This is a genomic window from Pseudomonas avellanae BPIC 631 (genome assembly GCF_000444135.1).
In the GTDB taxonomy this organism is placed as follows: domain Bacteria; phylum Pseudomonadota; class Gammaproteobacteria; order Pseudomonadales; family Pseudomonadaceae; genus Aquipseudomonas; species Aquipseudomonas avellanae.
Genome location: NZ_ATDK01000013.1, coordinates 1 through 23,749 on the forward strand (window position 1 = coordinate 1; position 23,749 = coordinate 23,749).

At 59.6% G+C, this 23,749-nt stretch carries 17 protein-coding genes; 14 read left to right on the forward strand and 3 right to left on the reverse strand.

Going from position 1 to position 23,749, the window contains the following annotated elements; all coding sequences use genetic code 11:
• Nucleotides 1–242: 242 nt before the first annotated feature.
• The 12 genes from rnr (at nucleotide 243) to azu (ending at nucleotide 17,686) form a co-directional block, all read left to right on the forward strand.
• Nucleotides 243–2,876, forward strand: a complete 2,634-nt coding sequence (rnr, locus tag DW49_RS0100595; RefSeq protein WP_024420792.1) for a ribonuclease R — start codon at nucleotides 243–245, stop codon at nucleotides 2,874–2,876.
• A complete protein-coding gene (gene rlmB / locus DW49_RS0100600; protein WP_005620859.1) occupies nucleotides 2,873–3,625 on the forward strand; it encodes a 23S rRNA (guanosine(2251)-2'-O)-methyltransferase RlmB in 753 nt (250 codons plus the stop codon). The genes rnr and rlmB overlap by 4 nt, the downstream gene beginning before the upstream one ends.
• Nucleotides 3,626–3,838: 213 nt before the next feature.
• Entirely contained in the window at nucleotides 3,839–4,255 is a 417-nt protein-coding gene (gene rpsF / locus DW49_RS0100605; RefSeq protein ID WP_005620858.1) for a 30S ribosomal protein S6, read from the forward strand.
• A 28-nt stretch (nucleotides 4,256–4,283) separates the two neighbouring features.
• Nucleotides 4,284–4,514 carry a 30S ribosomal protein S18 gene (gene rpsR / locus DW49_RS0100610; protein WP_002551829.1) on the forward strand — a complete coding sequence of 77 codons (231 nt, stop codon included), beginning with the start codon at nucleotides 4,284–4,286 and terminating at the stop codon, nucleotides 4,512–4,514.
• A 39-nt stretch (nucleotides 4,515–4,553) separates the two neighbouring features.
• Nucleotides 4,554–5,450 (forward strand): YybS family protein, encoded by an 897-nt coding sequence (locus DW49_RS0100615; RefSeq protein WP_005620823.1) that lies wholly within the window; start codon nucleotides 4,554–4,556, stop codon nucleotides 5,448–5,450.
• A gap of 19 nt (nucleotides 5,451–5,469) precedes the next feature.
• Nucleotides 5,470–5,916 (forward strand): 50S ribosomal protein L9, encoded by a 447-nt coding sequence (gene rplI / locus DW49_RS0100620; RefSeq protein ID WP_003317208.1) that lies wholly within the window; start codon nucleotides 5,470–5,472, stop codon nucleotides 5,914–5,916.
• A 123-nt stretch (nucleotides 5,917–6,039) separates the two neighbouring features.
• Nucleotides 6,040–7,434 carry a replicative DNA helicase gene (gene dnaB / locus DW49_RS0100625; RefSeq protein WP_003380723.1) on the forward strand — a complete coding sequence of 465 codons (1,395 nt, stop codon included), beginning with the start codon at nucleotides 6,040–6,042 and terminating at the stop codon, nucleotides 7,432–7,434.
• A 120-nt stretch (nucleotides 7,435–7,554) separates the two neighbouring features.
• Nucleotides 7,555–9,864 (forward strand): YgiQ family radical SAM protein, encoded by a 2,310-nt coding sequence (locus DW49_RS0100630; RefSeq protein ID WP_005620816.1) that lies wholly within the window; start codon nucleotides 7,555–7,557, stop codon nucleotides 9,862–9,864.
• A 466-nt stretch (nucleotides 9,865–10,330) separates the two neighbouring features.
• On the forward strand, nucleotides 10,331–13,609 hold the full coding sequence (locus DW49_RS0100635) for a transglutaminase family protein (RefSeq protein ID WP_024420788.1): 3,279 nt from the start codon (nucleotides 10,331–10,333) through the stop codon (nucleotides 13,607–13,609).
• A gap of 87 nt (nucleotides 13,610–13,696) precedes the next feature.
• Nucleotides 13,697–16,192 (forward strand): circularly permuted type 2 ATP-grasp protein, encoded by a 2,496-nt coding sequence (locus tag DW49_RS0100640; RefSeq protein ID WP_024421054.1) that lies wholly within the window; start codon nucleotides 13,697–13,699, stop codon nucleotides 16,190–16,192.
• Nucleotides 16,192–17,085, forward strand: a complete 894-nt coding sequence (locus DW49_RS0100645; RefSeq protein ID WP_005620812.1) for a transglutaminase family protein — start codon at nucleotides 16,192–16,194, stop codon at nucleotides 17,083–17,085. The genes DW49_RS0100640 and DW49_RS0100645 overlap by 1 nt, the downstream gene beginning before the upstream one ends.
• A 154-nt stretch (nucleotides 17,086–17,239) precedes the next feature.
• Nucleotides 17,240–17,686, forward strand: coding sequence for an azurin (gene azu / locus DW49_RS0100650; RefSeq protein ID WP_005620810.1), 447 nt, complete (start codon nucleotides 17,240–17,242; stop codon nucleotides 17,684–17,686).
• 253 nt (nucleotides 17,687–17,939) lie between these two features.
• On the opposite strand, the gene nadE is transcribed toward azu, so the two are convergent.
• The 3 genes from nadE to DW49_RS0100665 all read right to left on the reverse strand — a co-directional run bounded on the left by nadE (nucleotide 17,940) and on the right by DW49_RS0100665 (nucleotide 21,022).
• Nucleotides 17,940–18,767 (reverse strand): ammonia-dependent NAD(+) synthetase, encoded by an 828-nt coding sequence (gene nadE, locus DW49_RS0100655; protein ID WP_005620808.1) that lies wholly within the window; start codon nucleotides 18,765–18,767, stop codon nucleotides 17,940–17,942.
• A gap of 26 nt (nucleotides 18,768–18,793) precedes the next feature.
• Entirely contained in the window at nucleotides 18,794–20,017 is a 1,224-nt protein-coding gene (pncB, locus tag DW49_RS0100660; RefSeq protein ID WP_005620805.1) for a nicotinate phosphoribosyltransferase, read from the reverse strand.
• 99 nt (nucleotides 20,018–20,116) lie between these two features.
• Nucleotides 20,117–21,022 (reverse strand): LysR substrate-binding domain-containing protein, encoded by a 906-nt coding sequence (locus DW49_RS0100665; RefSeq protein ID WP_005620804.1) that lies wholly within the window; start codon nucleotides 21,020–21,022, stop codon nucleotides 20,117–20,119.
• 504 nt (nucleotides 21,023–21,526) lie between these two features.
• Between DW49_RS0100665 and DW49_RS0100670 the strand changes: the two genes are divergently transcribed.
• Complete coding sequence (locus DW49_RS0100670) at nucleotides 21,527–22,669, forward strand: ABC transporter substrate-binding protein (protein WP_005620801.1); 1,143 nt, start codon at nucleotides 21,527–21,529, stop codon at nucleotides 22,667–22,669.
• 163 nt (nucleotides 22,670–22,832) lie between these two features.
• Nucleotides 22,833–23,747 carry an ABC transporter permease subunit gene (locus DW49_RS0100675; protein ID WP_005620800.1) on the forward strand — a complete coding sequence of 305 codons (915 nt, stop codon included), beginning with the start codon at nucleotides 22,833–22,835 and terminating at the stop codon, nucleotides 23,745–23,747.
• The last annotated feature ends 2 nt before the right edge of the window (nucleotides 23,748–23,749 follow it).

Genomic DNA, 23,749 nt, shown 5'->3' on the forward strand with positions numbered 1-23,749 from the left:
CAATTTCACCATCTGGGCAGTATCGGAAGGCATCAGCCTGCCGATGGCGCGCACTATACGGAGCGCTTTTTAGGCTGTAAACCCCGGCAGTGAAAAAAGGCGAAAAAAATCGCGAGCGGCGTGTTTCGGGTGTTACAGCGTGGTCAGGCAGGCTTTTTGTCGGGTGGTTTGAGCGTGAAATTTCCCGTTTCATGAGGTCTATGCCAAACTAACCCCTATATATACAAGGTGAAAACTATCTAATGGCCGATTGGCAGTCCCTCGATCCCGAGGCCGCTCGTGAAGCGGAAAAATACGAAAACCCTATTCCCAGCCGCGAGCTGATCTTGCAGCACCTTGCCGAGCGCGGTTCGCCGGCAAGTCGCGAGCAACTGGTCGAAGAATTCGGCTTGACCACCGAAGATCAATTCGAGGCCCTGCGCCGTCGCCTTCGTGCTATGGAACGCGACGCCCAATTGATCTACACCCGTCGCGGCACTTACGCGCCGGTGGACAAACTGGACCTGATCCTTGGCCGTATCTCCGGCCACCGTGACGGTTTCGGTTTCCTGGTCCCCGATGACGGCTCCGATGACCTGTTCATGAGCCCGGCGCAAATGCGTCTGGTGTTCGACGGTGATCGGGCGCTGGCGCGGGTTTCCGGTCTTGATCGCCGTGGTCGTCGCGAAGGCGTGATCGTCGAAGTGATCTCGCGGGCTCATGAAACCATCGTGGGTCGCTATTTCGAAGAAAGCGGCATTGGTTTTGTTGTGCCCGATAACCCGAAAATCCAGCAGGAAGTGCTGGTCACGCCGGGTCGTAACAACAGCGCCAAGATTGGTCAGTTCGTAGAGGTGAAAATCACTCACTGGCCAACCCCGCGCTTCCAGCCGCAAGGTGACGTGGTCGAAGTGGTTGGCAACTACATGGCGCCGGGCATGGAAATCGACGTCGCGCTGCGCACGTACGATATCCCGCACGTATGGCCAGAAGCCGTCCTCAAGGAGGCTGCCAAGCTCAAGCCGGAAGTCGAAGAGAAGGACAAGGAAAACCGCGTAGACCTGCGCCACCTGCCTTTCGTGACCATCGACGGCGAAGACGCTCGCGACTTCGACGATGCGGTTTATTGCGAAGCCAAGCCGGGCAAGCTGCGCTTGTTCTCCGGTGGCTGGAAGCTTTACGTGGCGATTGCCGACGTATCGAGCTACGTGAAGATCGGTTCCGCGCTGGATGCAGAATCCCAGGTTCGTGGCAACTCGGTGTACTTCCCCGAGCGCGTCGTGCCAATGCTGCCTGAGCAGTTGTCCAACGGCCTGTGCTCGCTGAACCCGCATGTCGATCGTCTGGCAATGGTCTGCGAGATGACCATCTCCAAGACCGGCGAGATGACTGACTACGTCTTCTACGAAGGCATCATTCATTCCCATGCCCGCCTGACCTACAACAAGGTCAGCACGATTCTGGAGCAGCCGAAAACCGCCGAGGCGAAAAGCCTGCGCGGCGAATACGGCGATGTGGTTCCGCACCTCAAGCAGCTTTACGCGATGTACAAGGTGTTGCTGGGTGCGCGTCACGTGCGTGGCGCGATCGATTTCGAAACTCAGGAAACCCGGATCATCTTCGGCTCCGAGCGCAAGATTGCCGAAATCCGTCCGACCACCCGTAACGATGCTCACAAACTGATTGAAGAGTGCATGCTGGCTGCCAACGTGGCCACCGCGCAGTTCTTGAAGAAGCATGAAATTCCTGCGCTGTACCGCGTTCACGATGGTCCGCCGCCGGAGCGTCTGGAAAAACTGCGCGCGTTCCTGGGTGAGCTGGGTCTGAGCCTGCACAAAGGCAAGGACGGCCCTACGCCGAAGGATTATCAGGCGTTGCTTGAAACCGTTCGCGATCGACCTGACTACCACCTTATCCAGACCGTGATGCTGCGTTCGTTGAGTCAGGCTGTCTACAGCTCGGACAACAACGGTCACTTCGGTCTGAATTACGAGGCGTATACGCACTTCACGTCGCCGATCCGTCGTTATCCGGATCTGCTGACGCACCGTGCGATCCGCAGCGTTATCCGCTCCAGGCAGGACACCCCGCACGTCCGCCTTGCTGGCGCTGCGACGATTCCGAAGGCGCGCATCTACCCGTACGACGACGCACTGCTCGACCAGTTGGGTGAACAATGCTCGATGAGCGAGCGCCGTGCCGATGAAGCCACGCGTGACGTGGTCAACTGGCTCAAGTGCGAGTACATGAAGGATCGCGTTGGCGAGTCGTTCCCGGGCGTGATCACGGCCGTGACCGGTTTTGGTCTGTTTGTCGAACTGACCGACATCTATGTCGAAGGTCTGGTCCACGTCACGGCTCTGCCGGGTGATTACTACCATTTCGATCCGCTGCATCACCGCCTTGCCGGCGAGCGTACCGGGCGTAACTTCCGCTTGGGCGACACCGTTGAAGTGCGCGTCATGCGTGTCGATCTGGATGAGCGCAAGATCGATTTCGAAATCTCCGAGACGGCCGCGGCAGCAACCCCGGTCGGTCGCAAGCGTCAGGGTCACAACGCTGCGCCACCTGCTGCTGCAGCGCCGGCTGAAAAGGAAAAGGCTCCTGCCAAGTCCGGTCGCCGTACCACGTCTGCCAAGGAGAGCAGTTCCGAAGCGTATCGCCCGAGCGATGCGGCGGCGAAAAACGCAGAAGTGCGTAAAAGCCGCGAACTGAAAAAAGCGCTTCTGGCTGACGCGAAGGGTGGTAGCAAGGCGTCGTCGGGAAAGCCTGACAGGTCGGGTTCTGCTCCTTCGTCGAGCAAGCCGGCCAGTAAACATCGTAAAGGCCCGCCCAAAGCGGGCTCCGCGCCAGCTGCAAAAAGCAGTGGCGCTCGTAAACCCAAGGCCAAGTCATGAGTCAGCTGGAAAAAATCTACGGCGTGCACGCCGTAGAAGCTTTGCTTCGTCATCACCCCAAGCGCGTCAAGCACATCTGGCTGGCAGAGGGTCGTAATGACCCTCGTGTTCAGACGCTGGTCGCACTCGCGAGCGAAAATCGCGTGACTATCGGTCAGGCCGAGCGTCGCGAAATGGACGCCTGGGTTGAAGGCGTGCATCAGGGCGTGGTCGCCGACGTCAGCCCGAGCCAGGTCTGGGGCGAGGCAATGCTTGATGAGCTGCTGGACCGCAGCGAGGGCCCGCCGTTGCTGCTGGTGCTTGATGGCGTGACTGATCCGCATAACCTGGGCGCTTGCCTGCGTACTGCCGATGCGGCCGGCGCACTGGCTGTCATCGTACCCAAGGACAAGTCCGCAACCTTGACACCTGCTGTGCGAAAAGTCGCCTGCGGCGCTGCGGAAGTGATTCCTCTGGTGGCCGTGACCAACCTGGCCCGCACACTGGAAAAACTTCAGCAGCGCGGCTTGTGGGTTGTCGGTACAGCAGGCGAGGCCGAGGTCGAGCTGTATCAGCAGGACCTGACTGGCCCGACGATCATCATCATGGGTGCGGAAGGCAAAGGCATGCGTCGCCTGACTCGCGAGCACTGCGATTACCTTGTGCGCCTGCCGATGGCGGGCAGCGTCAGCAGCCTCAATGTGTCGGTCGCGACCGGCGTGTGCCTGTTTGAAGCGCTGCGTCAGCGCTCCGCGAAGCGGAAGCCCTAAGCGGTTTAGCTACAAGCTACAAGTGGAAAGCCTCAAGCTGCTTGCTTTTGCTTGCCGCTTTTCACTTGCAGCTTGCAGCTGCCTTCTCTACAATTGCGCCCCTTGCTGTCACGGCAGGCGCGAATGTGCCTGTCCCTGAGCAAGACCAACAGTGTCTTCACTCCTTGTCTGACCGCTATTTGAGCGGCAGGCTACAACCCGTAAGGAGCATTCATGCGTCATTACGAAATTATCTTTTTGGTCCACCCGGATCAAAGCGAGCAAGTCGGCGGCATGGTAGAGCGTTACACCAAGCTGATCGAAGAAGACGGCGGCAAAATCCACCGTCTGGAAGATTGGGGTCGTCGTCAACTGGCCTATGCAATCAACAATGTTCACAAGGCTCACTACGTGATGCTGAACGTTGAGTGCACTGGCAAGGCCTTGGCCGAGCTGGAAGACAACTTCCGTTACAACGATGCTGTGATCCGTAACCTGGTCATCCGTCGCGACGAAGCCGTAACTGGCCAGTCCGAGATGCTCAAGGCTGAAGAGAACCGCAGTGAGCGCCGTGACCGTCCTGAGCACTCCGACAGCGCCGATGGCGATGACGGCGACAACAGCGACGTTAGCGATAACGCTGACGAGTAATCCACGGACCTTTTGAGGAGCCAATTACATGGCACGTTTCTTCCGTCGTCGTAAATTCTGCCGCTTCACCGCTGAAGACGTCAAAGAGATCGATTACAAAGATCTCAACACTCTGAAAGCCTACGTATCCGAGACCGGCAAAATCGTTCCAAGCCGCATCACTGGTACTAAAGCACGTTATCAGCGTCAGCTGGCCACCGCTATCAAGCGTGCCCGCTTCCTGGCCCTGCTGGCCTACACCGACAGCCACGGCCGCTGAGACCAGGTAGTCGACAAAACGTAACAAAGGATAGAAAGCATGCGTGCCCTGGCTGAATTCATCATGCGCGGCCGTATGCAGGCCACTCTCGTAGTGGCTGGATGTGCGGCATTGCCGCTGTTGTTCTGGTTGAGTGCTGCCGCAGGGTGCCTTGTGCTCCTGCGACGCGGGTTCAGTGATGCCGTTGGTGTCCTGTCCTGGGCTCTGCTGCCGGCTTTGGTCTGGTGGTATTTCGGCGAGCCTCGTACAGCCATGGTGCTGGCGGGTTCGCTGAGTTTGGCAATGGTTTTGCGTGCCAGCGAGTCCTGGGTCCGCGTGCTGCTGGTCAGCGTGGCGTTGGGTGTGGTGTATGCAGTAATTCTGGGCACGGTTTTTCGCGAACCTCTGGAAGCAATGTCGCAGGAGTTGCAGAAACATCTGCCGACAATGCTGGCCGGGCTCTACGAGCAATTGAACGTAGAAGAGCGAGCGCGTCTGGGAGCACTGATTGCCCCCGTCCTGAATGGCCTGATAGCGGCTGTGTTGCAAATCGTCAGTGTGCTGTGCCTGATTATCGGGCGGTACTGGCAAGCGATGTTGTACAACCCGGGCGGTTTCGGGCGTGAATTTCGCGCCGTGAAGCTTCCACTGGTGCCTGCGTTGGCGCTGTTGGCGTGCATGTTGGTGGGGCCGAATTTCGGTCCGCAAATAGCGATGCTGACCCCGCTGTGCAGCGTGCCGCTGGTGTTTGCCGGGCTGGCCCTGATTCACGGACTGGTCGCTGAAAAGCGTCTTGCCCGGTTCTGGCTGGTGGGGATGTACATCACGCTGCTGGTGTTCATGCAACTGATCTATCCGTTGCTCGTGGTAATTGCCATCGTCGACAGCCTGATTGATTTTCGCGGTCGCCGGAGTCCGAAAGATTCCGGCAATGGTCCTGCGAACGGTGAAGGTTAAAAGTTAAGAGGATTTCCACATGCAACTGATCCTTCTGGAAAAAGTCGCCAACCTGGGCAACCTGGGCGACAAAGTAAACGTTAAGGCCGGTTACGGTCGTAACTACCTGCTGCCTTACGGCAAAGCAACCGCTGCAACCGCTGCCAACGTGGCTGCGTTTGAAGAGCGTCGTGCCGAGCTGGAAAAACTGGCTGCAGACAAAAAAGCATCTGCCGAAACTCGCGCTGCCCAACTGGCTGAGCTGGAAGTGACTATCACTGCCACCGCTGGTGACGAAGGCAAGCTGTTCGGTTCGATCGGCACCCACGACATCGCTGATGCACTGACCGCCTCTGGCGTTGAAGTTGCAAAAAGCGAAGTTCGTCTGCCGAACGGCACTATCCGCAACGTTGGCGAATTCGACGTAGCCGTGCACCTGCACAGCGACGTAGAAGCGACCGTACGCGTTGTCGTAGTGGCTGCTTAAGCAGTACTGAATCGTCTGGCGGCATTGCCGTCAGAGGATTAACATCGGGCACGATCCTGTTTACAGGTCGTGCCCTTTGTCTTTGTGCCATCCCCATTCTGCAAACCCCGAATTAAAGTGGCCATGAACGATATATCCGCCCCCGAGCAATACGATCTGCAAACCGCTGCCCTGAAGGTGCCGCCGCATTCCATCGAGGCCGAACAGGCTGTGCTCGGTGGTCTGATGCTGGACAACAACGCCTGGGAGCGGGTGCTCGATCAAGTCTCTGACGGGGATTTCTATCGACATGACCACCGCCTGATTTTCCGTGCCATTGCCAAGCTGGCGGATCAGAACAGCCCGATCGACGTGGTCACGCTGGCCGAGCAACTGGACAAGGAAGGGCAGACCTCGCAGGTCGGTGGCCTGGGCTACCTCAGTGAGCTGGCGAAAAACACGCCCTCTGTGGCCAACATCAAGGCCTATGCGCAGATCGTCCGTGCGCGGGCCACGTTGCGGCAGCTGATCGGCATCAGCACCGAAATTGCCGACAGCGCCTTCAACCCTGAAGGGCGCACCGCCGAAGAAATTCTTGACGAAGCCGAACGGCAGATCTTCCAGATCGCCGAAGCACGGCCCAAGACCGGCGGCCCGGTCAGCGTCAATGACCTGCTGACCAAAGCCATCGACCGTATCGACACCCTGTTCAACAGCGACAACGCCATCACCGGCCTGTCCACCGGTTACACCGACCTTGATGAAAAAACCAGCGGCCTGCAGCCGGCTGACCTGATCATCGTCGCCGGTCGTCCGTCGATGGGTAAAACCACTTTCGCGATGAACCTGGTCGAAAACGCCGTGTTACGCAGCGACAAGGTGGTGCTGGTCTACTCGCTGGAGATGCCAGGCGAATCGCTGATCATGCGTATGTTGTCGTCGCTGGGGCGTATCGACCAGACCAAGGTGCGTGCCGGTCGCCTGGACGACGATGACTGGCCGCGTCTGACCTCTGCGGTCAACCTGCTCAACGACCGCAAGCTGTTCATCGACGACACCGCTGGCATCAGCCCGTCGGAAATGCGTGCGCGCACGCGCCGTATCGTCCGCGAGCACGGCGAAATCGGCATGATCATGATCGACTACCTGCAGTTGATGCAGATTCCCGGTTCCAGCGGCGACAACCGTACCAACGAGATTTCCGAGATTTCCCGCTCGTTGAAAGCACTGGCCAAGGAATTCAACTGCCCGGTCATTGCCCTCTCGCAGCTCAACCGCTCGCTGGAGCAGCGCCCGAACAAACGCCCGATCAACTCCGACCTCCGGGAATCCGGAGCCATCGAGCAGGATGCCGACGTCATCATGTTCGTTTACCGTGACGAGGTGTATCACCCGGAAACCGAGCACAAGGGCATTGCCGAGATCATCATCGGCAAGCAGCGTAACGGCCCTATCGGCACCACGCGCCTGGCGTTTATCGGCAAATACACGCGCTTCGAGAACCTGGCGCCGGGCAGTTACAACTTCGACGACGATTGATCCGGGGTTGAGTCATCAAATTCGAGCACTCAAATCCGACCATTGCCGTCGGACTTGATCAAAAAATGTGCTATATTCCGCGTCCGCGATTTTTCCAACGTGCAAACGTAGGTCCTGAACATGCAATCAGCCAAGCCGTTATTTGACTATCCCAAGTACTGGGCCGAATGTTTCGGGCCAGCACCTTTCCTGCCCATGAGCCGGGAAGAAATGGATCTGCTTGGCTGGGATTCCTGCGACATCATCATCGTCACCGGTGATGCGTATGTGGATCACCCGTCTTTCGGCATGGCGATCATCGGCCGTCTGCTTGAATCCCAGGGCTTTCGGGTCGGGATCATCGCGCAGCCCAACTGGCAGTCCAAAGAAGACTTCATGAAGCTTGGCGAGCCGAATCTGTTTTTCGGTGTCGCTGCCGGCAACATGGACTCGATGATCAACCGCTACACTGCCGACAAGAAAATCCGTTCCGATGACGCCTACACGCCCGGCGGCATGGCCGGCAAGCGTCCGGACCGCGCGAGTCTGGTCTACAGCCAGCGCTGCAAGGAAGCCTACAAGCACGTACCTATCGTGCTGGGCGGCATCGAAGCCTCGCTGCGTCGCATTGCGCACTATGACTACTGGCAGGACAAGGTCCGCAACTCGATCCTGATCGACGCCTGCGCCGACATCCTGCTCTACGGCAACGCCGAGCGGGCCATTGTCGAAGTCGCCCAGCGTCTGTCCTATGGCCACAAGATCGAAGACATCACCGATGTACGCGGCACCGCGTTCATCCGTCGCGACACGCCGCAGGGCTGGTACGAAGTCGACTCGACGCGTATCGACCGTCCGGGCAAGGTCGACAAGATCATCAACCCGTACGTCAACACCCAGGACACCCAGGCCTGCGCCATCGAGCAGGAAAAAGGCAACGTCGAAGACCCCAACGAAGCCAAGGTGGTGCAGATTCTTGCCATCCCGCGCATGACCCGTGACAAAACGGTCATCCGTCTGCCATCGGTGGAAAAGGTTCGCAACGACGCTGTGCTGTATGCCCACGCCAACCGCGTGTTGCACCTGGAAACCAACCCGGGCAACGCCCGTGCGCTGGTGCAGAAGCACGGTGAAGTCGACGTCTGGTTCAACCCTCCGCCGATTCCGATGACCACCGACGAAATGGACTACGTGTTCGGTATGCCTTACGCGCGCGTTCCGCACCCTGCGTACGGCAAGGAAAAGATTCCTGCCTACGACATGATCCGTTTCTCGGTGAACATCATGCGCGGCTGCTTCGGCGGCTGCACATTCTGCTCGATCACCGAGCACGAAGGCCGGATCATCCAGAACCGTTCGGAAGAGTCGATCATTCGCGAAATCGAAGAGATCCGCGACAAGGTGCCAGGCTTTACCGGCGTCATCTCCGACCTGGGCGGGCCGACCGCGAACATGTATCGCATCGCCTGCAAAAGCCCGGAAATCGAGTCGGCCTGTCGCAAGCCGTCCTGCGTATTCCCTGGCATCTGCCCGAACCTGAACACCGACCACTCGTCGCTGATCCAGCTGTATCGCAGTGCCCGCGCCTTGCCGGGGGTGAAGAAAATCCTCATCGCTTCCGGCCTGCGCTATGACTTGGCGGTCGAGTCGCCGGAATACGTCAAGGAGCTGGTCACCCACCACGTCGGTGGTTACCTGAAGATTGCCCCGGAACACACCGAGGAAGGTCCGCTCAATCAGATGATGAAGCCGGGCATTGGCAGCTATGACAAGTTCAAGCGCATGTTCGAAAAGTACACCAAGGAAGCAGGCAAGGAGCAGTACCTGATTCCTTACTTCATCGCCGCCCATCCAGGCACGACCGATGAAGACATGATGAACCTGGCGCTGTGGCTCAAGGGCAACGGTTTCCGCGCGGATCAGGTGCAGGCGTTCTACCCCTCGCCAATGGCGACTGCCACGGCCATGTACCACTCGGGCAAGAACCCGCTGCGCAAGGTCACTTACAAGAGTGACGCCGTCACGATTGTGAAGAGCGAAGAGCAGCGTCGCCTGCACAAGGCTTTCCTGCGCTATCACGACCCCAAAGGCTGGCCGATGCTGCGTGCAGCGCTGGAGCGCATGGGCCGTACCGACCTGATCGGGCCGGGCAAGGATCAGTTGATCCCGCTGCATCAGCCAGCGACTGACACCTACCAGAGTGCCCGTCGCAAGAACTCGACACCAGCGGGCAGCCACAAGGTGGGCAAGGACCCTAAAACCACGCTTATCCAGACCCAGCATACTGGCCTGCCGCCGCGTGGCAGCGATGGCAGCAAGCCGTGGGACAAGCGCGAAGAAGCCAAGGCCGCCGCAATGGCGCGCAACAAGCAGGCCGCCAAGGAACGCATGGATGCAGCCAAAGGCAAAGGCCCCAAGCCGCCGAAGCGCAAGCCAGTGGTGCCGCGCTGACACGGGGAATCTGAGCAGACGCAGAGCGTCGCACGATAGTTGAGATTATCGTTGCGCACGCTCCAGCGTCGGAATGCATTGCGTGACGCTCCGCGTCACAGATCTGCGCCGCACTGCACATTAAAGATCGGACGCAGAGCATCCAGAACTGCATGCGACGCGGAGCGTCGCACGATAGTGGGGATTATCGTTCCTCACGCTCCTTGATGAAGCTGCGCATCACACGCCTGCAACGCGCTGCATGCGTATCCAAACGGCTTCACAATTCTTCACCCCCCATTCAATCCCTCTGCCACACTGTCTGCCTTATTACTGTGCAACCCTTGCACCGTCGGCTTCGGCTGGCACGATTTTGGTGCCTCGCCTGGTCAGGCGGGCAATGCCACTCTCGTTGGCGCATGACTTTGACCGGATGGCATAAGTCTTGCGCGGCTCAATTACCGTTCAGGCTCGCAGGAGGCACGCCGTGTCGATTCATATTGCCTTGCACCATGTCACGCATTATCGCTACGAACGCGCGGTCGAACTGGGTCCTCAGATCGTTCGCCTGCGCCCGGCCGCCCACAGCCGCACCCGCGTGCTGTCGTATTCACTAAAAGTCCTGCCTGAAAACCACTTCATCAACTGGCAACAGGACCCTCAGGGCAACTACCTGGCGCGTCTGGTCTTCCCCGAAAAGACCAACGAATTCCGTGTCGAGGTTGATCTGGTCGCCGAAATGGCGGTGTTCAACCCGTTCGACTTCTTTCTGGAACCGTACGCCGAGAACATCCCCTTCACGTATGCCAGCGAAGAGCAGCGCGAACTGGCGCCGTACCTGGAAAAACTGCCGCTGACGCCAAGGTTCAAAGCCTACCTGGACAGCATCAGCCGCGTGCCGATGTCGGCCATCGACTTTCTGGTCGGCCTCAACCAGCGCCTGAGCCAGGACGTCGATTACCTGATCCGTATGGAGCCCGGTGTACAGACCCCGGAATTCACCCTGGAAAACGCCTCGGGCTCCTGCCGCGATTCGGCCTGGCTGCTGGTGCAACTGCTGCGTCATCTGGGCATGGCTGCACGGTTTGTGTCGGGCTACCTGATTCAGCTCAAGGCTGATGTCGAGGCGCTGGACGGGCCGTCCGGCACCGACGTCGATTTCACCGATCTGCACGCCTGGTGCGAGGTGTATCTGCCGGGCGCGGGCTGGGTCGGGCTGGACGCCACGTCCGGGCTGTTCGCAGGCGAAGGGCACATTCCGCTGGCGTGCAGCCCGGAGCCGTCCTCCGCCGCGCCGATCAGCGGGCTGGTCGAGCCGTGCGAAACCGAATTCAGCCACGAAATGTCGGTCGAGCGCATCTGGGAGGCGCCGCGCGTCACCAAGCCCTACACCGAAGAACAATGGCAGGACATCCAGGCCCTCGGCCGGCAGATCGACGCTGATCTGGTGCGCGACGACGTGCGCCTGACCATGGGCGGCGAGCCGACGTTCGTCTCCATCGATGATCGCGATGGTCCTGAGTGGAACACCGCCGCACTGGGCCCTCGCAAGCGCGAGCTGTCCGCCGACCTGTTTCAGCGTATGCGCGCACATTACGCGCCGCTGGGCATCGTGCATTTTGGTCAGGGCAAGTGGTATCCGGGCGAGCAACTGCCGCGCTGGTCGCTGAACTGCTTCTGGCGTAAGGACGGCAAGCCGGTCTGGCACAACAACGCGCTGATTGCGGATGAAACGCAGGACTATGGCGCGACCGGCGAGCTGGCCGGGCGTTTCCTCGCCAGCGTAGCCGAGCGTCTGAAGCTGCCGGAGCGTTTTGTCTTTCCGGCCTACGAAGACAACTTTTACTACCTGTGGCGCGAAGGTGCGCTGCCGGTGAACGTGACCGCCGAAGATTCACGGCTCGGCGACGAGCTGGAACGGGCACGCCTGCGTAAGGTCTTCGCGCAAGGACTGGACAAGATGATTGGTCAGGTCCTGCCGCTGGCCCGTAGCGCAAAAGGTGAAAATTGGCAGAGCGGCCGCTGGTATCTGCGCGATGAGCACTGCCGTCTGGTGCCTGGCGATTCTGCGCTGGGCTACCGCTTGCCACTGGCGTCGCAACCTTGGGTCAAGGCTGCGGAGTACCCGTTCATTCATCCGACTGACCATAACCAGGACTTCCCCGAGCTGGCCGACAGCGACTCGCTGACCTCGCAGCTCACGCCTGAGAATGCGGATGCTGAACGCGAGCCCAAGCTGGATGAGTCTGCCGACTGGCTGACCCGGACGGCGCTGTGTGCCGAGGCGCGTAATGGTCGTCTGTACCTGTTCATGCCGCCGCTGCAAAAGCTTGAGGAATACCTTGAACTGGTTGCCGTGATCGAAGCGACCGCCGAAGAGCTGCAATGCCCGATCCTGCTGGAAGGCTACGAGCCGCCGAGCGATCCGCGCCTGTGCAACTTCCGCATCACGCCTGATCCTGGCGTCATTGAAGTCAACGTGCAGCCGTCTGCCAGTTGGGGCGAACTGGTCGAGCGCACCGAGTTTCTGTACGAACAGGCCCGTCAAACGCGCCTGACCACCGAGAAGTTCATGATCGACGGCCGTCACACCGGCACCGGTGGTGGCAACCACTTCGTGCTCGGCGGGGCGACGCCTGCGGACTCACCGTTTCTGCGCCGCCCGGACCTGCTGCGCAGCCTGCTCAGCTACTGGCACAACCACCCCTCGCTGTCGTACCTGTTTTCCGGCCTGTTCATCGGGCCGACTTCTCAGGCACCGCGCGTCGATGAGGCGCGCAACGACTCGCTCTACGAGATGGAAATTGCCTTCGCGCAAATGCCCGAGCCCGGCGAAGAAGTCGCGCCGTGGGTCATCGATCGCTTATTGCGCAACCTGTTGATCGACGTCACCGGCAACACCCATCGAGCCGAATTCTGCATCGACAAACTGTATTCGCCGGATGGCGCGACCGGGCGTCTGGGCTTGCTGGAGCTGCGCGCCTTCGAGATGCCGCCCCACGCACGCATGAGCCTCGCCCAGCAATTGCTGCTGCGGGCACTGGTCGCACGTTTCTGGCGTGAACCCTACGCACCGGCCAAACTGGCGCGCTGGGGTACGCAGCTGCACGACCGCTTCATGTTGCCGCACTTCATCGAGCAGGATTTCGCCGACGTGGTCGCCGACCTCAACTCGGCGGGTTATCCGGTGCAGGCCGACTGGTTCGCCGCGCATCTGGAGTTCCGCTTCCCCAAAGTCGGCGATTACGCCGTCAACGGCATCGAACTGGAACTGCGTCAGGCGCTGGAGCCTTGGCACGTACTGGGCGAAGAAGGCTCGGCCGGTGGTGCGGTGCGCTATGTCGATTCGTCGCTGGAGCGTCTGCAGGTGCACATCAGCGGCCTGCCGCCGCAGCGTTATCTGCTGACTTGCAATGGCATCCCGGTGCCGCTGCAAGCCACCGGTCGGGTCGGTGAGTTTGTCGCCGGCGTGCGTTATCGCGCCTGGCAGCCAGCCAACTGCCTGCAACCGACCATCGGCGTGCATGCACCGCTGGTATTTGATCTGCTCGACACCTGGATGCACCGCTCACTGGGCGGCTGCGAGTATCATGTCGCCCACCCGGGCGGTCGTAACTACGAAACCTTGCCGGTCAACGCCAACGAAGCGGAAAGCCGTCGCCTATCACGTTTCTTCCGCATCGGTCACACGCCCGGCAAACTGACCGTCCCGTCGCTCAACATTAACGACGAGCTGCCGATGACGCTGGATATGCGTCTGCATTAAAAACAGTGGCTCTGTGCGTCAGATGCACACGGACGTGACATCTGACTGCACTACTCTGAAGTCCTTACGTTGCCTGCCGAGCCTTCCATGCCCGACCTGCTTGACCAATACCCGCTGTCCGAGGGTACTTACCACGAAATGCTCGATGCCGACGGCGCGGTTCGCCCGCACTGGCGTCGTCTGTACGAACACCTGCGGCGCAGCACGTCGGCGCAATTGATTCAGCGCCAGGCCTTGCTGACCCGCCAGATTCAGGAAAACGGCGTCACCTACAACGTTTATGCCGACCCCAAGGGTGCTGATCGCCCGTGGGAACTGGACCTGTTGCCGCACATTATTGCGGCGGATGAGTGGCAGCATGTGGCGGCAGGGATTGCCCAGCGTGCACGACTGCTCAACGCCGTGCTCGCCGACCTGTATGGCCCGCAGACGCTGATCGCCAATGGCTTGCTGCCCGCCGAGCTGGTATTTGGCCACAACAACTTTCTGTGGCCGTGCCAGGGCGTCAAACCACCTGAGGGCACCTTCCTGCACATGTACGCCGTAGACCTGGCGCGCACGCCGGACGGGCGTTGGTGGGTGACTGCCGATCGCACTCAGGCACCCTCGGGTGCCGGTTATGCGCTGGAAAATCGCCAGAGCGTCGCGCGTGCCTTGCCGGAAACCTATCGCGACCTGCAAGTGCGGCATCTGTCGGGCTTTTTCGACACCCTGCAACAGACCTTGGCCCGTCAGGCGCCGACCAGCAGCGAAGCGCCTTTGGTGGTGTTGTTGACGCCGGGACGTTTCAACGAGAGTTATTTCGAGCATCTGTACCTCGCTCGGCAGTTGGGTTATCCGCTGGTCGAAGGTGGCGATCTGACCGTGCGTGATGCCACTGTCTACCTGAAAACCCTCAGCGGCCTGCGCCGGGTTCACGCGATCATGCGCCGTCTGGACGATGACTTCTGCGATCCTCTGGAGTTGCGTACCGATTCTGCGCTGGGCGTGCCGGGGCTGCTGGAAGCCGTGCGCCAAGGCAACGTGCTGGTCGCCAACGCCCTGGGCAGCGGTGTTCTCGAATCGCCTGGTCTGCTGGGCTTTTTACCGAAAATCAGCCAATACCTGTTTGGCGAAGAGCTGATCCTGCCGTCCGTTGCGACCTGGTGGTGCGGTGAGCCGACCGTGCTGGCGCAGGCGCTGGAGAAACTGCCTGATCTGCTGATCAAACCGGCATTTCCCTCGCAGCATTTCGCCCCGGTGTTCGGCCGCGACCTGAACGAAGAACAGCGCAACGCACTCGCTCAGCGCATGCAATCGCGTCCTTACGCCTATGTTGCTCAAGAGCTGGCGCAGTTGTCTCACGCGCCGGTATTACAAGCCGATGGCACCGGCTTGCAACCCCGTGCCATTGGCATGCGCGTTTACGCGGTGGCCAGCCTTGATGGCTATCGCGTGTTGCCCGGCGGCTTGACCCGCGTTGCTGCCGAAGCCGATGCCGACGTGGTGTCGATGCAGCGTGGCGGGGCGAGCAAAGACACGTGGGTGCTGGGCGAACGCTCGCACCTGGGCGAGCCCTGGAAAGGCCAGCGCGCGCTGGGTGTCTACGACCTGATCCGCCGTGACCCTTACCTGCCGTCGCGCGTGGTGGAGAACCTGTTCTGGTTCGGGCGCTATTGCGAGCGCTGCGACGACAGTGCCCGTCTGCTGCGCATCATGCTGACGCGCTATGTCGATGATGACGATCCGCTGGCGTTGCAGGCAGCCGTAGCACTGGCGGAAAGCCTGGGCATGCTGCCCGAAGCCGAGGAAGACGAAGAATTGAAGGATCGCCTGCTCGTGGCCCTGTTGGGTGACGAGTGGCCGTTCAGCCTGCGCTCCAACTTGCAGCGCCTGCAGTGGGCCGCCTCGCAAGTGCGTGGCAAGCTCTCAAGGGAAAACTGGCAGGCGCTGGTCGAGTTGCAGCGTGAAGCGTTAAGCCTGGAAACCGAAGAGCCGGATTTCGGCGAATTGCTGGATTTTCTCAACCGTCTGGTGATGTCGCTGGCGGCCCTGTCCGGTTTTGCGCTGGACGACATGACCCGCGACGAAGGTTGGAGCTTTCTGATGATTGGGCGGCGTATCGAGCGCCTGAAGTTTCTCAGCACCAGCCTGGCGGCGTTTTTGCGCGGTTCGGTGGCGTCGGAGCAGGCCGGGCTGGAATGGCTGCTGGAGCTGGGCAACAGCAGCATCACCTATCGCTCGCGTTACATGGCCGTGCCGCACCTGATTCCGGTGCTGGACCTGCTGTTGCTTGATGAGCAAAACCCGCATGCGGTGTTGTTCCAGCTCAAGCTGGTGCAACGCTCGCTGCGCCGCCTGAACGACGAGTTCGATGCGCCCCGCGATAACAGCCTGGCGGTGCTGGCTCAGCGTCTGGCTGCATTCGATCTGGGCAGCCTGGAAAACCCGCTGTTTGGTCAGAGCAGCATCGATGCGGTGCTCGACGGTCTGGCTGATCTGCTGCACAGCATCGGCGACAGCAGCGGGCAGGCTTCTGATCGTATGGCGCTGCGCCATTTCGCCCACGTCGATGACGTCAGCCAACGCACGGTATCTGTCTGATGAGCGCCTTCTACCAGATTTTTCACGACACGCATTACAAGTACGACAGCCCGGTGTCGCTGGCTCAGCAGCTGGCGCACCTGTGGCCGCGCAGCAGTCCGTGGCAGCGTTGCACCGAGCAGGCATTGGAGATTTTCCCTGCGCCCACCACGCGGCGTGATGAGCTGGATGTGTTCGGCAACCCGCTGACCCGACTGGCGTTTGAGCGCCCGCACGACGAGTTGCAGGTCAATGCCCGGCTGCGCATCGAGGTGCTGGAGCGGCCGTTGCTGGATTTCAACCTGTCGCCGGAGTGGGAAGTCACTCGCAATGCGCTGACTTACAGCGCCAAGCCGATGACCGAGGACATTCTTGAAGCCTGCCGCTATCGCTTTGAATCACCCTATGTGCACTTGAAGCGCTCGTTCGTCGAGTTCTCCCAGGATTGCTTTCCCGCAGGGCGTCCTTTGTTGCTGGGTGTGCAGGCCTTGATGGAGAAAATTTTCGACGAGTTTACCTTCGATGAGGAAGCGACTCAGGTCGCTACACCGTTGGTCGAGGTGCTGGAGAGTCGCCGCGGTGTGTGTCAGGACTTCGCCCACCTGATGCTGGCGTGCCTGCGTTCTCGTGGCTTGGCGGCGCGCTACGTGAGTGGCTACCTGCTGACTCAGCCACCACCCGGCCAGCCACGACTGATCGGCGCCGATGCATCGCATGCCTGGGTCTCGGTGTTCTGCCCGGCGTCGGGTTGGGTCGATTTTGACCCCACCAACAATGTTCAGCCTGCGCTGGAACACATCAGCCTGGCCTGGGGCCGTGACTTCTCCGACGTGTCGCCGTTGCGCGGCGTGATTCTGGGGGGTGGCTCGCATGATCCTGAAGTTCGGGTGACGGTAATGCCTGTCAGCGCTTAATTACCGGCCCTCGCTAATCGTTCTTCAAAAGGGCGCTTTATCGCAAGCGCCCCTGGGACCATTTGACTCATGTCCTTGGAACCCCCGCCCTGATCGGGCACTCTCTTGTTACGTCCGTTTTTACGTTAATCAAATTCCTGCCCCGGAGATTCAAATGATTCGCAAGCTTGTAGCGATTTCGCTGTTGTCGTTGGCCAGTGGTCAGTTGTTGGCTGCCGAGTGCTCGGCCACAGTCGATTCGACCGATCAGATGATGTACGACACCAAGGCCATTCAGATCGACAAGAGCTGCAAGGAATTCACCCTTAACCTGACTCATTCCGGCAGCCTGCCGAAGAACGTCATGGGGCATAACTGGGTGTTGAGCAAGAAGTCTGATACCCAGGCAATTGTTACCGACGGCATGGCGGTGGGCATCGACAAGGATTACCTGAAGCTGGACGACAGCCGCATCATCGCTCACACCAAAATCATCGGCGCTGGCGAGAAAGACTCGGTGACGTTTGACGTGTCGAAGCTTGATCCAGCGGAGGAATACCAATTCTTCTGCACATTCCCGGGGCACATCAGCATGATGAAAGGCGCCGTGACCCTCAAGTAATGGCAGGTCCCTTGAGCAGCGCGAGGAGCGCGCACGATAGTTGAGATTATCGTTCCTCACGCTCCAGCGCTCATCGGTATACACGCGACCGCTTTTGATTCTGGCCGAAGGCCGTGGGAGCAAGATGCGGCATGATAAGTGTTCGCCTGGACACCTCTCGCTCCGTACACTCGAATGATTCGGTGGGAGCGGACCGGGCGACGCTCCCACAGAAACCCCGCTCCACCTGAGGTCGAACGGGGTCTCGTGCTACTCAAGGCGCATACGGCAATTCGCGTTTGTGCTGGGTCTTGGCGTAGGTTTCGCAAATGATCCGGAACGCCTCTTCGCGTACCGGCTCGCCGTGCAGGAAGGCGTCGATCTCTGCGTAGGTCACGCCGTGCGAAGCTTCGTCCGGTTTGCCGGGGGAGAGGTCTTCGAGGTCGGCCGTCGGTACTTTTTCCACCAGTGATTCCGGCGCGCCGAAATGGCGGGCGATGGCGCGTACCTGGTTTTTCACCAGGCCGCTCAGCGGTGCCAGGTCGCAGGCACCGTCACCGAACTTGGTGAAAAAGCCCATGACCGCCTCGGCGGCGTGGTCAGTGCCGATCACCAGCCCTTGATAGGCCCCGGCGACGGTGTACTGCGCAACCATACGCATGCGCGCTTTGGTGTTGCCGAGTACGAAATCCACTGAGCTGGCCGGGAGCCCGTCAAACGCCTTCACTTCAGCGGCCAGCGCCTTGACGCTGCTGCCGATATTGATGGTATGGCGCTCGTCCGGCTCGATGAAATCGACGGACGCCTGAGCTTCGTGCTCGTCGGCCTGCACCACATAAGGCAGGCGTACAGCGATAAAGCGGTAGCGGGTATCACCGGTGCTCTCGCGCAATTCCTTGACGGCGCGCTGGGCGAGCAGGCCGGCGGTCAACGAGTCGACGCCGCCGCTGATGCCCAGCACCAGCGTTTTCAACCGAGCGTTCTGCAGGCAATCCTTGATGAAGCCGACGCGGCGGGCGACTTCTGCCTGCAACGCGTTCTGGTCCGCAAAAGGTGGCTGGACCTTGAGCTGTTCAGCAATCTGGCGCTGTACGGCGTGCATGATTCACTCCTCGTAAGTAGGACATTTCAAGCTGGTTTTGCGGGGCTCGGCACATCAGGCACCTTGAACACATGCCGCAGGTAGGCGACAAAGTTCGGGTCCTTGCATTGCGTCTTGCCGGGCTCATCGGAAATTTTTGCCACCGCCTGACCGGCGCAAGCGGTCATCTTCAATACCATGTTCATGGGGGCGATGCCGGGTATGTCGGCGGTCAGGTTGGTGCCGATGCCGAAGCTGACATTGATGCGCCCGCGCAACGCCCGAAAGATATCGAGTGCCTTGGGCAGGTTCAGCCCGTCGGAGAACACCAGCGTCTTGCTCATCGGGTCGATACCCAGTTTCTGGTAGTGCGAGATGCATTTTTCGGCCCACTTCACCGGGTCGCCCGAATCATGGCGTAAACCGTCGAACAGCTTGGCGAAGTACAGATCGAAGTCGTTCAGGAAGGCATCGGTGGTGATGCAGTCGGTCAGCGCGATACCCAGCAGGCCGCGATATTCGCGAACCCAACAATCGAGCGCGGCAATCTGGCTGTCGATCAGGCGCGGCCCCAGTTGCTGGTGAGCCATGATCCATTCATGGGCCATCGTGCCGAGCGGCTTGAGGTCAAGCTGGCGCGCCAGATGCACGTTGCTGGTGCCAACCAGTTGCCCCGGAAAGTCCTGCTTGAGCACGTTGAGAACTTCTTCCTGCACGCGGTAGGAAAACCGTCTGCGCGTGCCGAAGTCTGCGACTTTCAGCTCGGCCAGCTCATCTGGCGTGGCGTTGACGGTCAGCCATTCGAACTTGTCGTACAGGCGATCCCGCGCCTGGCTGAGTAGGGTGTCCGGGTAGCGATGCCGATTGCGCACCTCACTGACGATCGCCAGCAACGGCACTTCGAAGAGAATGACGTGGAGCCACGGGCCGTGCAGGCGAATGCACAGTTCATCGTTCTCGATGCTGGTTTTCACGTAGCGGGTATTGAAACGGAACAGGCCCAGAAACCTCAGAAAATCCGGTTTCATGAAGGTGATGCGTTCCAGGAAGACCAGGTGTTCAGGGCTCAGGGACAGCTCGCACAGCCGCTCGATCTGTTGCTGGATTTCGCCCAGGTAGGGACGCAGGTCTTCACCGTTGCGGCAGCGAAACTCCCATTCAACGTCGACGTTGGGGTAGTTGTGCAGCACCGCCTGCATCATGGTCAGTTTGTAGAAATCGGTATCGAGCAGGCTTTGCACGATGCGATTTGAAAAGGCGCTCTCGCTCATTGAATCGGGCTCTCCAGAGCAGCCGGATAATGTCGGACTCGCGACTTCCTGTCTGTCACCACGGAAAGCTCACGGCCGGATGGGTAGGCATTGTCGCCCTTAACGGGCCGGTTGATCCAACTGTTCCAGCATCCACTGCAGAAAAACCCTGATTTTGGGCACGTCGGCAGTGTGTTCCGGATAGGACAGGTAGTAGGCGCTGTTAGTGCTGGGCAATGCGTAATCCCATGCAATCACCAGCTTGCCCTCGGCCAGTTCTTCTTCGACCAGAAAGCGTGGCAGCAACGCGACACCACAGCCGACCTGTGCGGCCCGAATGCACATGTAGAAGGTTTCAAAGCGCGGCCCGTGATAACTGTGATCGGTGTGATACCCCTGGCTTTCAAACCACTCGTGCCAGGCCTGCGGGCGAAAGGCGTTCTGCAACAGCACCAGTTCGCTCAGTTGGGTCGGGTCCGTGAAGGGCTCGGCTGGCAGGCTGTCGGGCGAGCACACCGGCACCAGTTCTTCGCCGAACAGCTTGACGCTTTCGGCGCCGGGTATCGCGGCCTGGCCGAAATAGAACGACACGTCGCAACGGCCCTTGAGCAGGTCGTCGGACTCCTGTTCATTGATCAGGTCCAGATGAATGTGCGGATGCCGCAGCCGCCAGCCTTTCAGGCGCGGCACCAGCCAGCGGGCTCCGAAGGTTGACGGCGTCGAAACCCGCAGCACCTCGGTCTCGCCGCCATAGGAGCGCAGAAAGTGCGTGGACATCTCGATCTGAGTGAGGATCTTGCGCACTTCCGCCAGATACAGCGCGCCGGCGGGCGTCAGTTGCAGGCGCCGGCGCACGCGCTGAAACAGCAGGTGCTGAACCAGTTCCTCAAGCTGCGCGACCTGTTTGCTGACGGCGCTCTGGGTCAGGTTCAGCTCTTCGGCAGCGCGCGTGAAGCTCAAGTGCCGGGTCACTGCCTCAAAACATTGCAATGCGGCGATCGAAGGCAGATGACGTTTGTTCAGCATGATGACTTCTCTGTTTTACGGCGCGAGCGTGCGTGAGCAGCATGAATAATCGGAATGATATCTCGCTTGAATGTCGTTTGTCGGCCACGCGTCTGCCGTTTATTAATGCCTGTGAGAACTGCCCTCATACGTTATTCGGCAAATCCGCTAGCCTCAAATGGTGCGTCTCGTAGCGTTCGCGCACCGGGCGTGTGCAATTCGGTGACGTGTGTTGTTACAGGTGGGTTGCCCATCCTCTATTGCGTGGGTTGCTATCCGGCTCAGTTGTGGTTGCTCTTTTTTGCTGCTGGGTTGCACCTTGTGTGTTTCGGCGGGTTGCACGCCTCTGTGCGTGGTAAACAGGTCGTTGAATGGAAAGAAAAACACGCCATTCACGATAATGAAAAAGTGATGGCACGGGCCTTGCTCCAGGCAATACGTAGTTCTGTCGCTCAGCAATCCGGATTTTCGAGCAATCACGTAATCGCAGTGCCCATTAAAAAAATATCCTCAGGAGCACCACTCATGTCGCATACGTTTTACAGGAAAGGTTTTCTGGCAATTGCAGTGGCAACTGCATTGGGCGTGTCTTCGTTTGCACAGGCTGACGTGAAAATCGGCGTCGCAGGTCCCATGACCGGCGCCAACGCATCGTTTGGTCAGCAATACATGAAAGGTGCGCAGGCAGCAGCCGACGCAATCAACGCGGCAGGCGGTGTGAACGGGGAAAAAATCGTCTTGGTTGAAGGCGATGACGCCTGTGAGCCAAAACAGGCCGTTGCGGTTGCAAACCGTCTTGTGGATCAGGAAAAAGTGATTGGTGTGGTCGGGCACTTCTGCTCGTCGTCTACCATTCCCGCCTCGGATATCTACAACGATGCAGGCGTGATTGCCATTACGCCGGGCTCGACCAACCCGACGGTGACAGAGCGTGGCTTCAAGGAAATGTTCCGCATGTGCGGTCGTGATGACCAGCAGGGTGTGGTCGCCGGTGATTACATCGTTGACGTGCTCAAGGGCAAGAAAATTGCCGTTATTCACGACAAGGACACCTATGGCCAGGGCCTTGCCGATGCAACCCGCAAGCAACTGGACAAGCGCGGCATCAAGAAAGAAGAAATTCTCTACGAGGGTCTGACTCGTGGTGAAAAAGACTTCAGTGCGCTGGTGACCAAGATTCGTTCGTTTGGCGCCGACGTTGTGTACTTCGGCGGCCTGCACCCGGAAGCCGGCCCGCTGGTTCGTCAGATGCGCGAGCAAGGCCTCAAGGACGTCAGGTTCATGTCCGATGACGGTATCGTCACTGACGAGTTGGTCACCACCGCTGGCGGTCCGCAATACGTGGACGGCGTGTACATGACCTTTGGCGCAGACCCGCGCGTGTTGCCGGAAAGCAAGGCGGTTGTGGACCAGTTCCGCAAAACCGGTTACGAGCCTGAAGGCTACACACTCTACGCTTACGCTTCGCTGCAGACGCTGGCTGCCGGCTTCAATGGCGCTAAATCCAACAAGGGCGAAGAGGCTGCCAAGTGGCTCAAGGCCAACTCCGTCAAGACCGTGATGGGTGATAAAGCCTGGGACGCCAAAGGTGACCTGAAAGTCTCCGACTATGTGGTTTACCAGTGGGACGCCACCGGCAAATACAAGCAACTCGAAAAACAGAAGTGAGATAAACCTCGTGTCAGTTCTGTCCGGCAGAGGCTGACCGGGTGATGGGCTCGCCCATGAGCGAGCCTGCATCTCTTTTGTTGTTTTCGGACCTGCCGATCGCGCCTCACGAGGGGGCGATCAGCGGGGTGCTGAGCTGCCCTTCAGTGTGTGAGCGTGCGTGATGGATGGAATCTTCCTGCAACAAATGGTCAACGGACTCACCCTCGGGTCTGTCTATGGCCTTATCGCCATCGGCTACACGATGGTCTACGGCATCATCGGCATGATCAACTTCGCCCACGGCGACGTGTACATGATTTCCGCCTACCTGGCCGCTATCGGCCTCGCGGTTCTGTCTTTCTTCGGACTGGAATCCTTTCCATTCCTGATTCTCGGCACGCTGGTATTCACCATCGTGGTCACCGGCGTCTACGGGTTTGTCATCGAGCGGGTGACCTACAAGCCACTGCGTAACTCGACCCGCCTGGCACCGCTGATCAGCGCCATCGGTATTTCCCTGATTCTGCAGAACTACGCGCAGATCAGTCAGGGCGCTCGCCAGCAAGGCGTGCCGACATTGCTTGAAGGCGCGTGGCGCTTCGAGATCGGCAGCGGCTTTGTGCAGATCACTTACACCAAGATCTTCATCCTGATTGCCGCGTTCGTCGGCATGGGCGTGCTGACCTACATCATCAAGTACACCAGGCTGGGCCGCATGTGCCGCGCCACGCAGCAAGACCGCAAGATGGCGTCGATCCTCGGCATCAACACTGACCGGGTCATCTCCTACGTGTTCATCATCGGTGCTGCCATGGCCGCACTGGCCGGTGTGCTGATTACCATGAATTACGGCACCTTCGATTTCTATGCGGGCTTCATCATCGGCATCAAGGCGTTCACGGCTGCGGTGCTCGGCGGCATCGGGTCACTGCCAGGCGCCATGTTAGGCGGTTTGATCCTGGGGGTTGCCGAGTCGCAGTTCTCCGGCTTGATCAACTCCGATTACAAAGACGTGTTCAGTTTCGGCCTGTTGGTATTGATCCTGATTTTCCGTCCCCAAGGCCTACTGGGTCGCCCACTCGTGGCGAAGGTATAAGT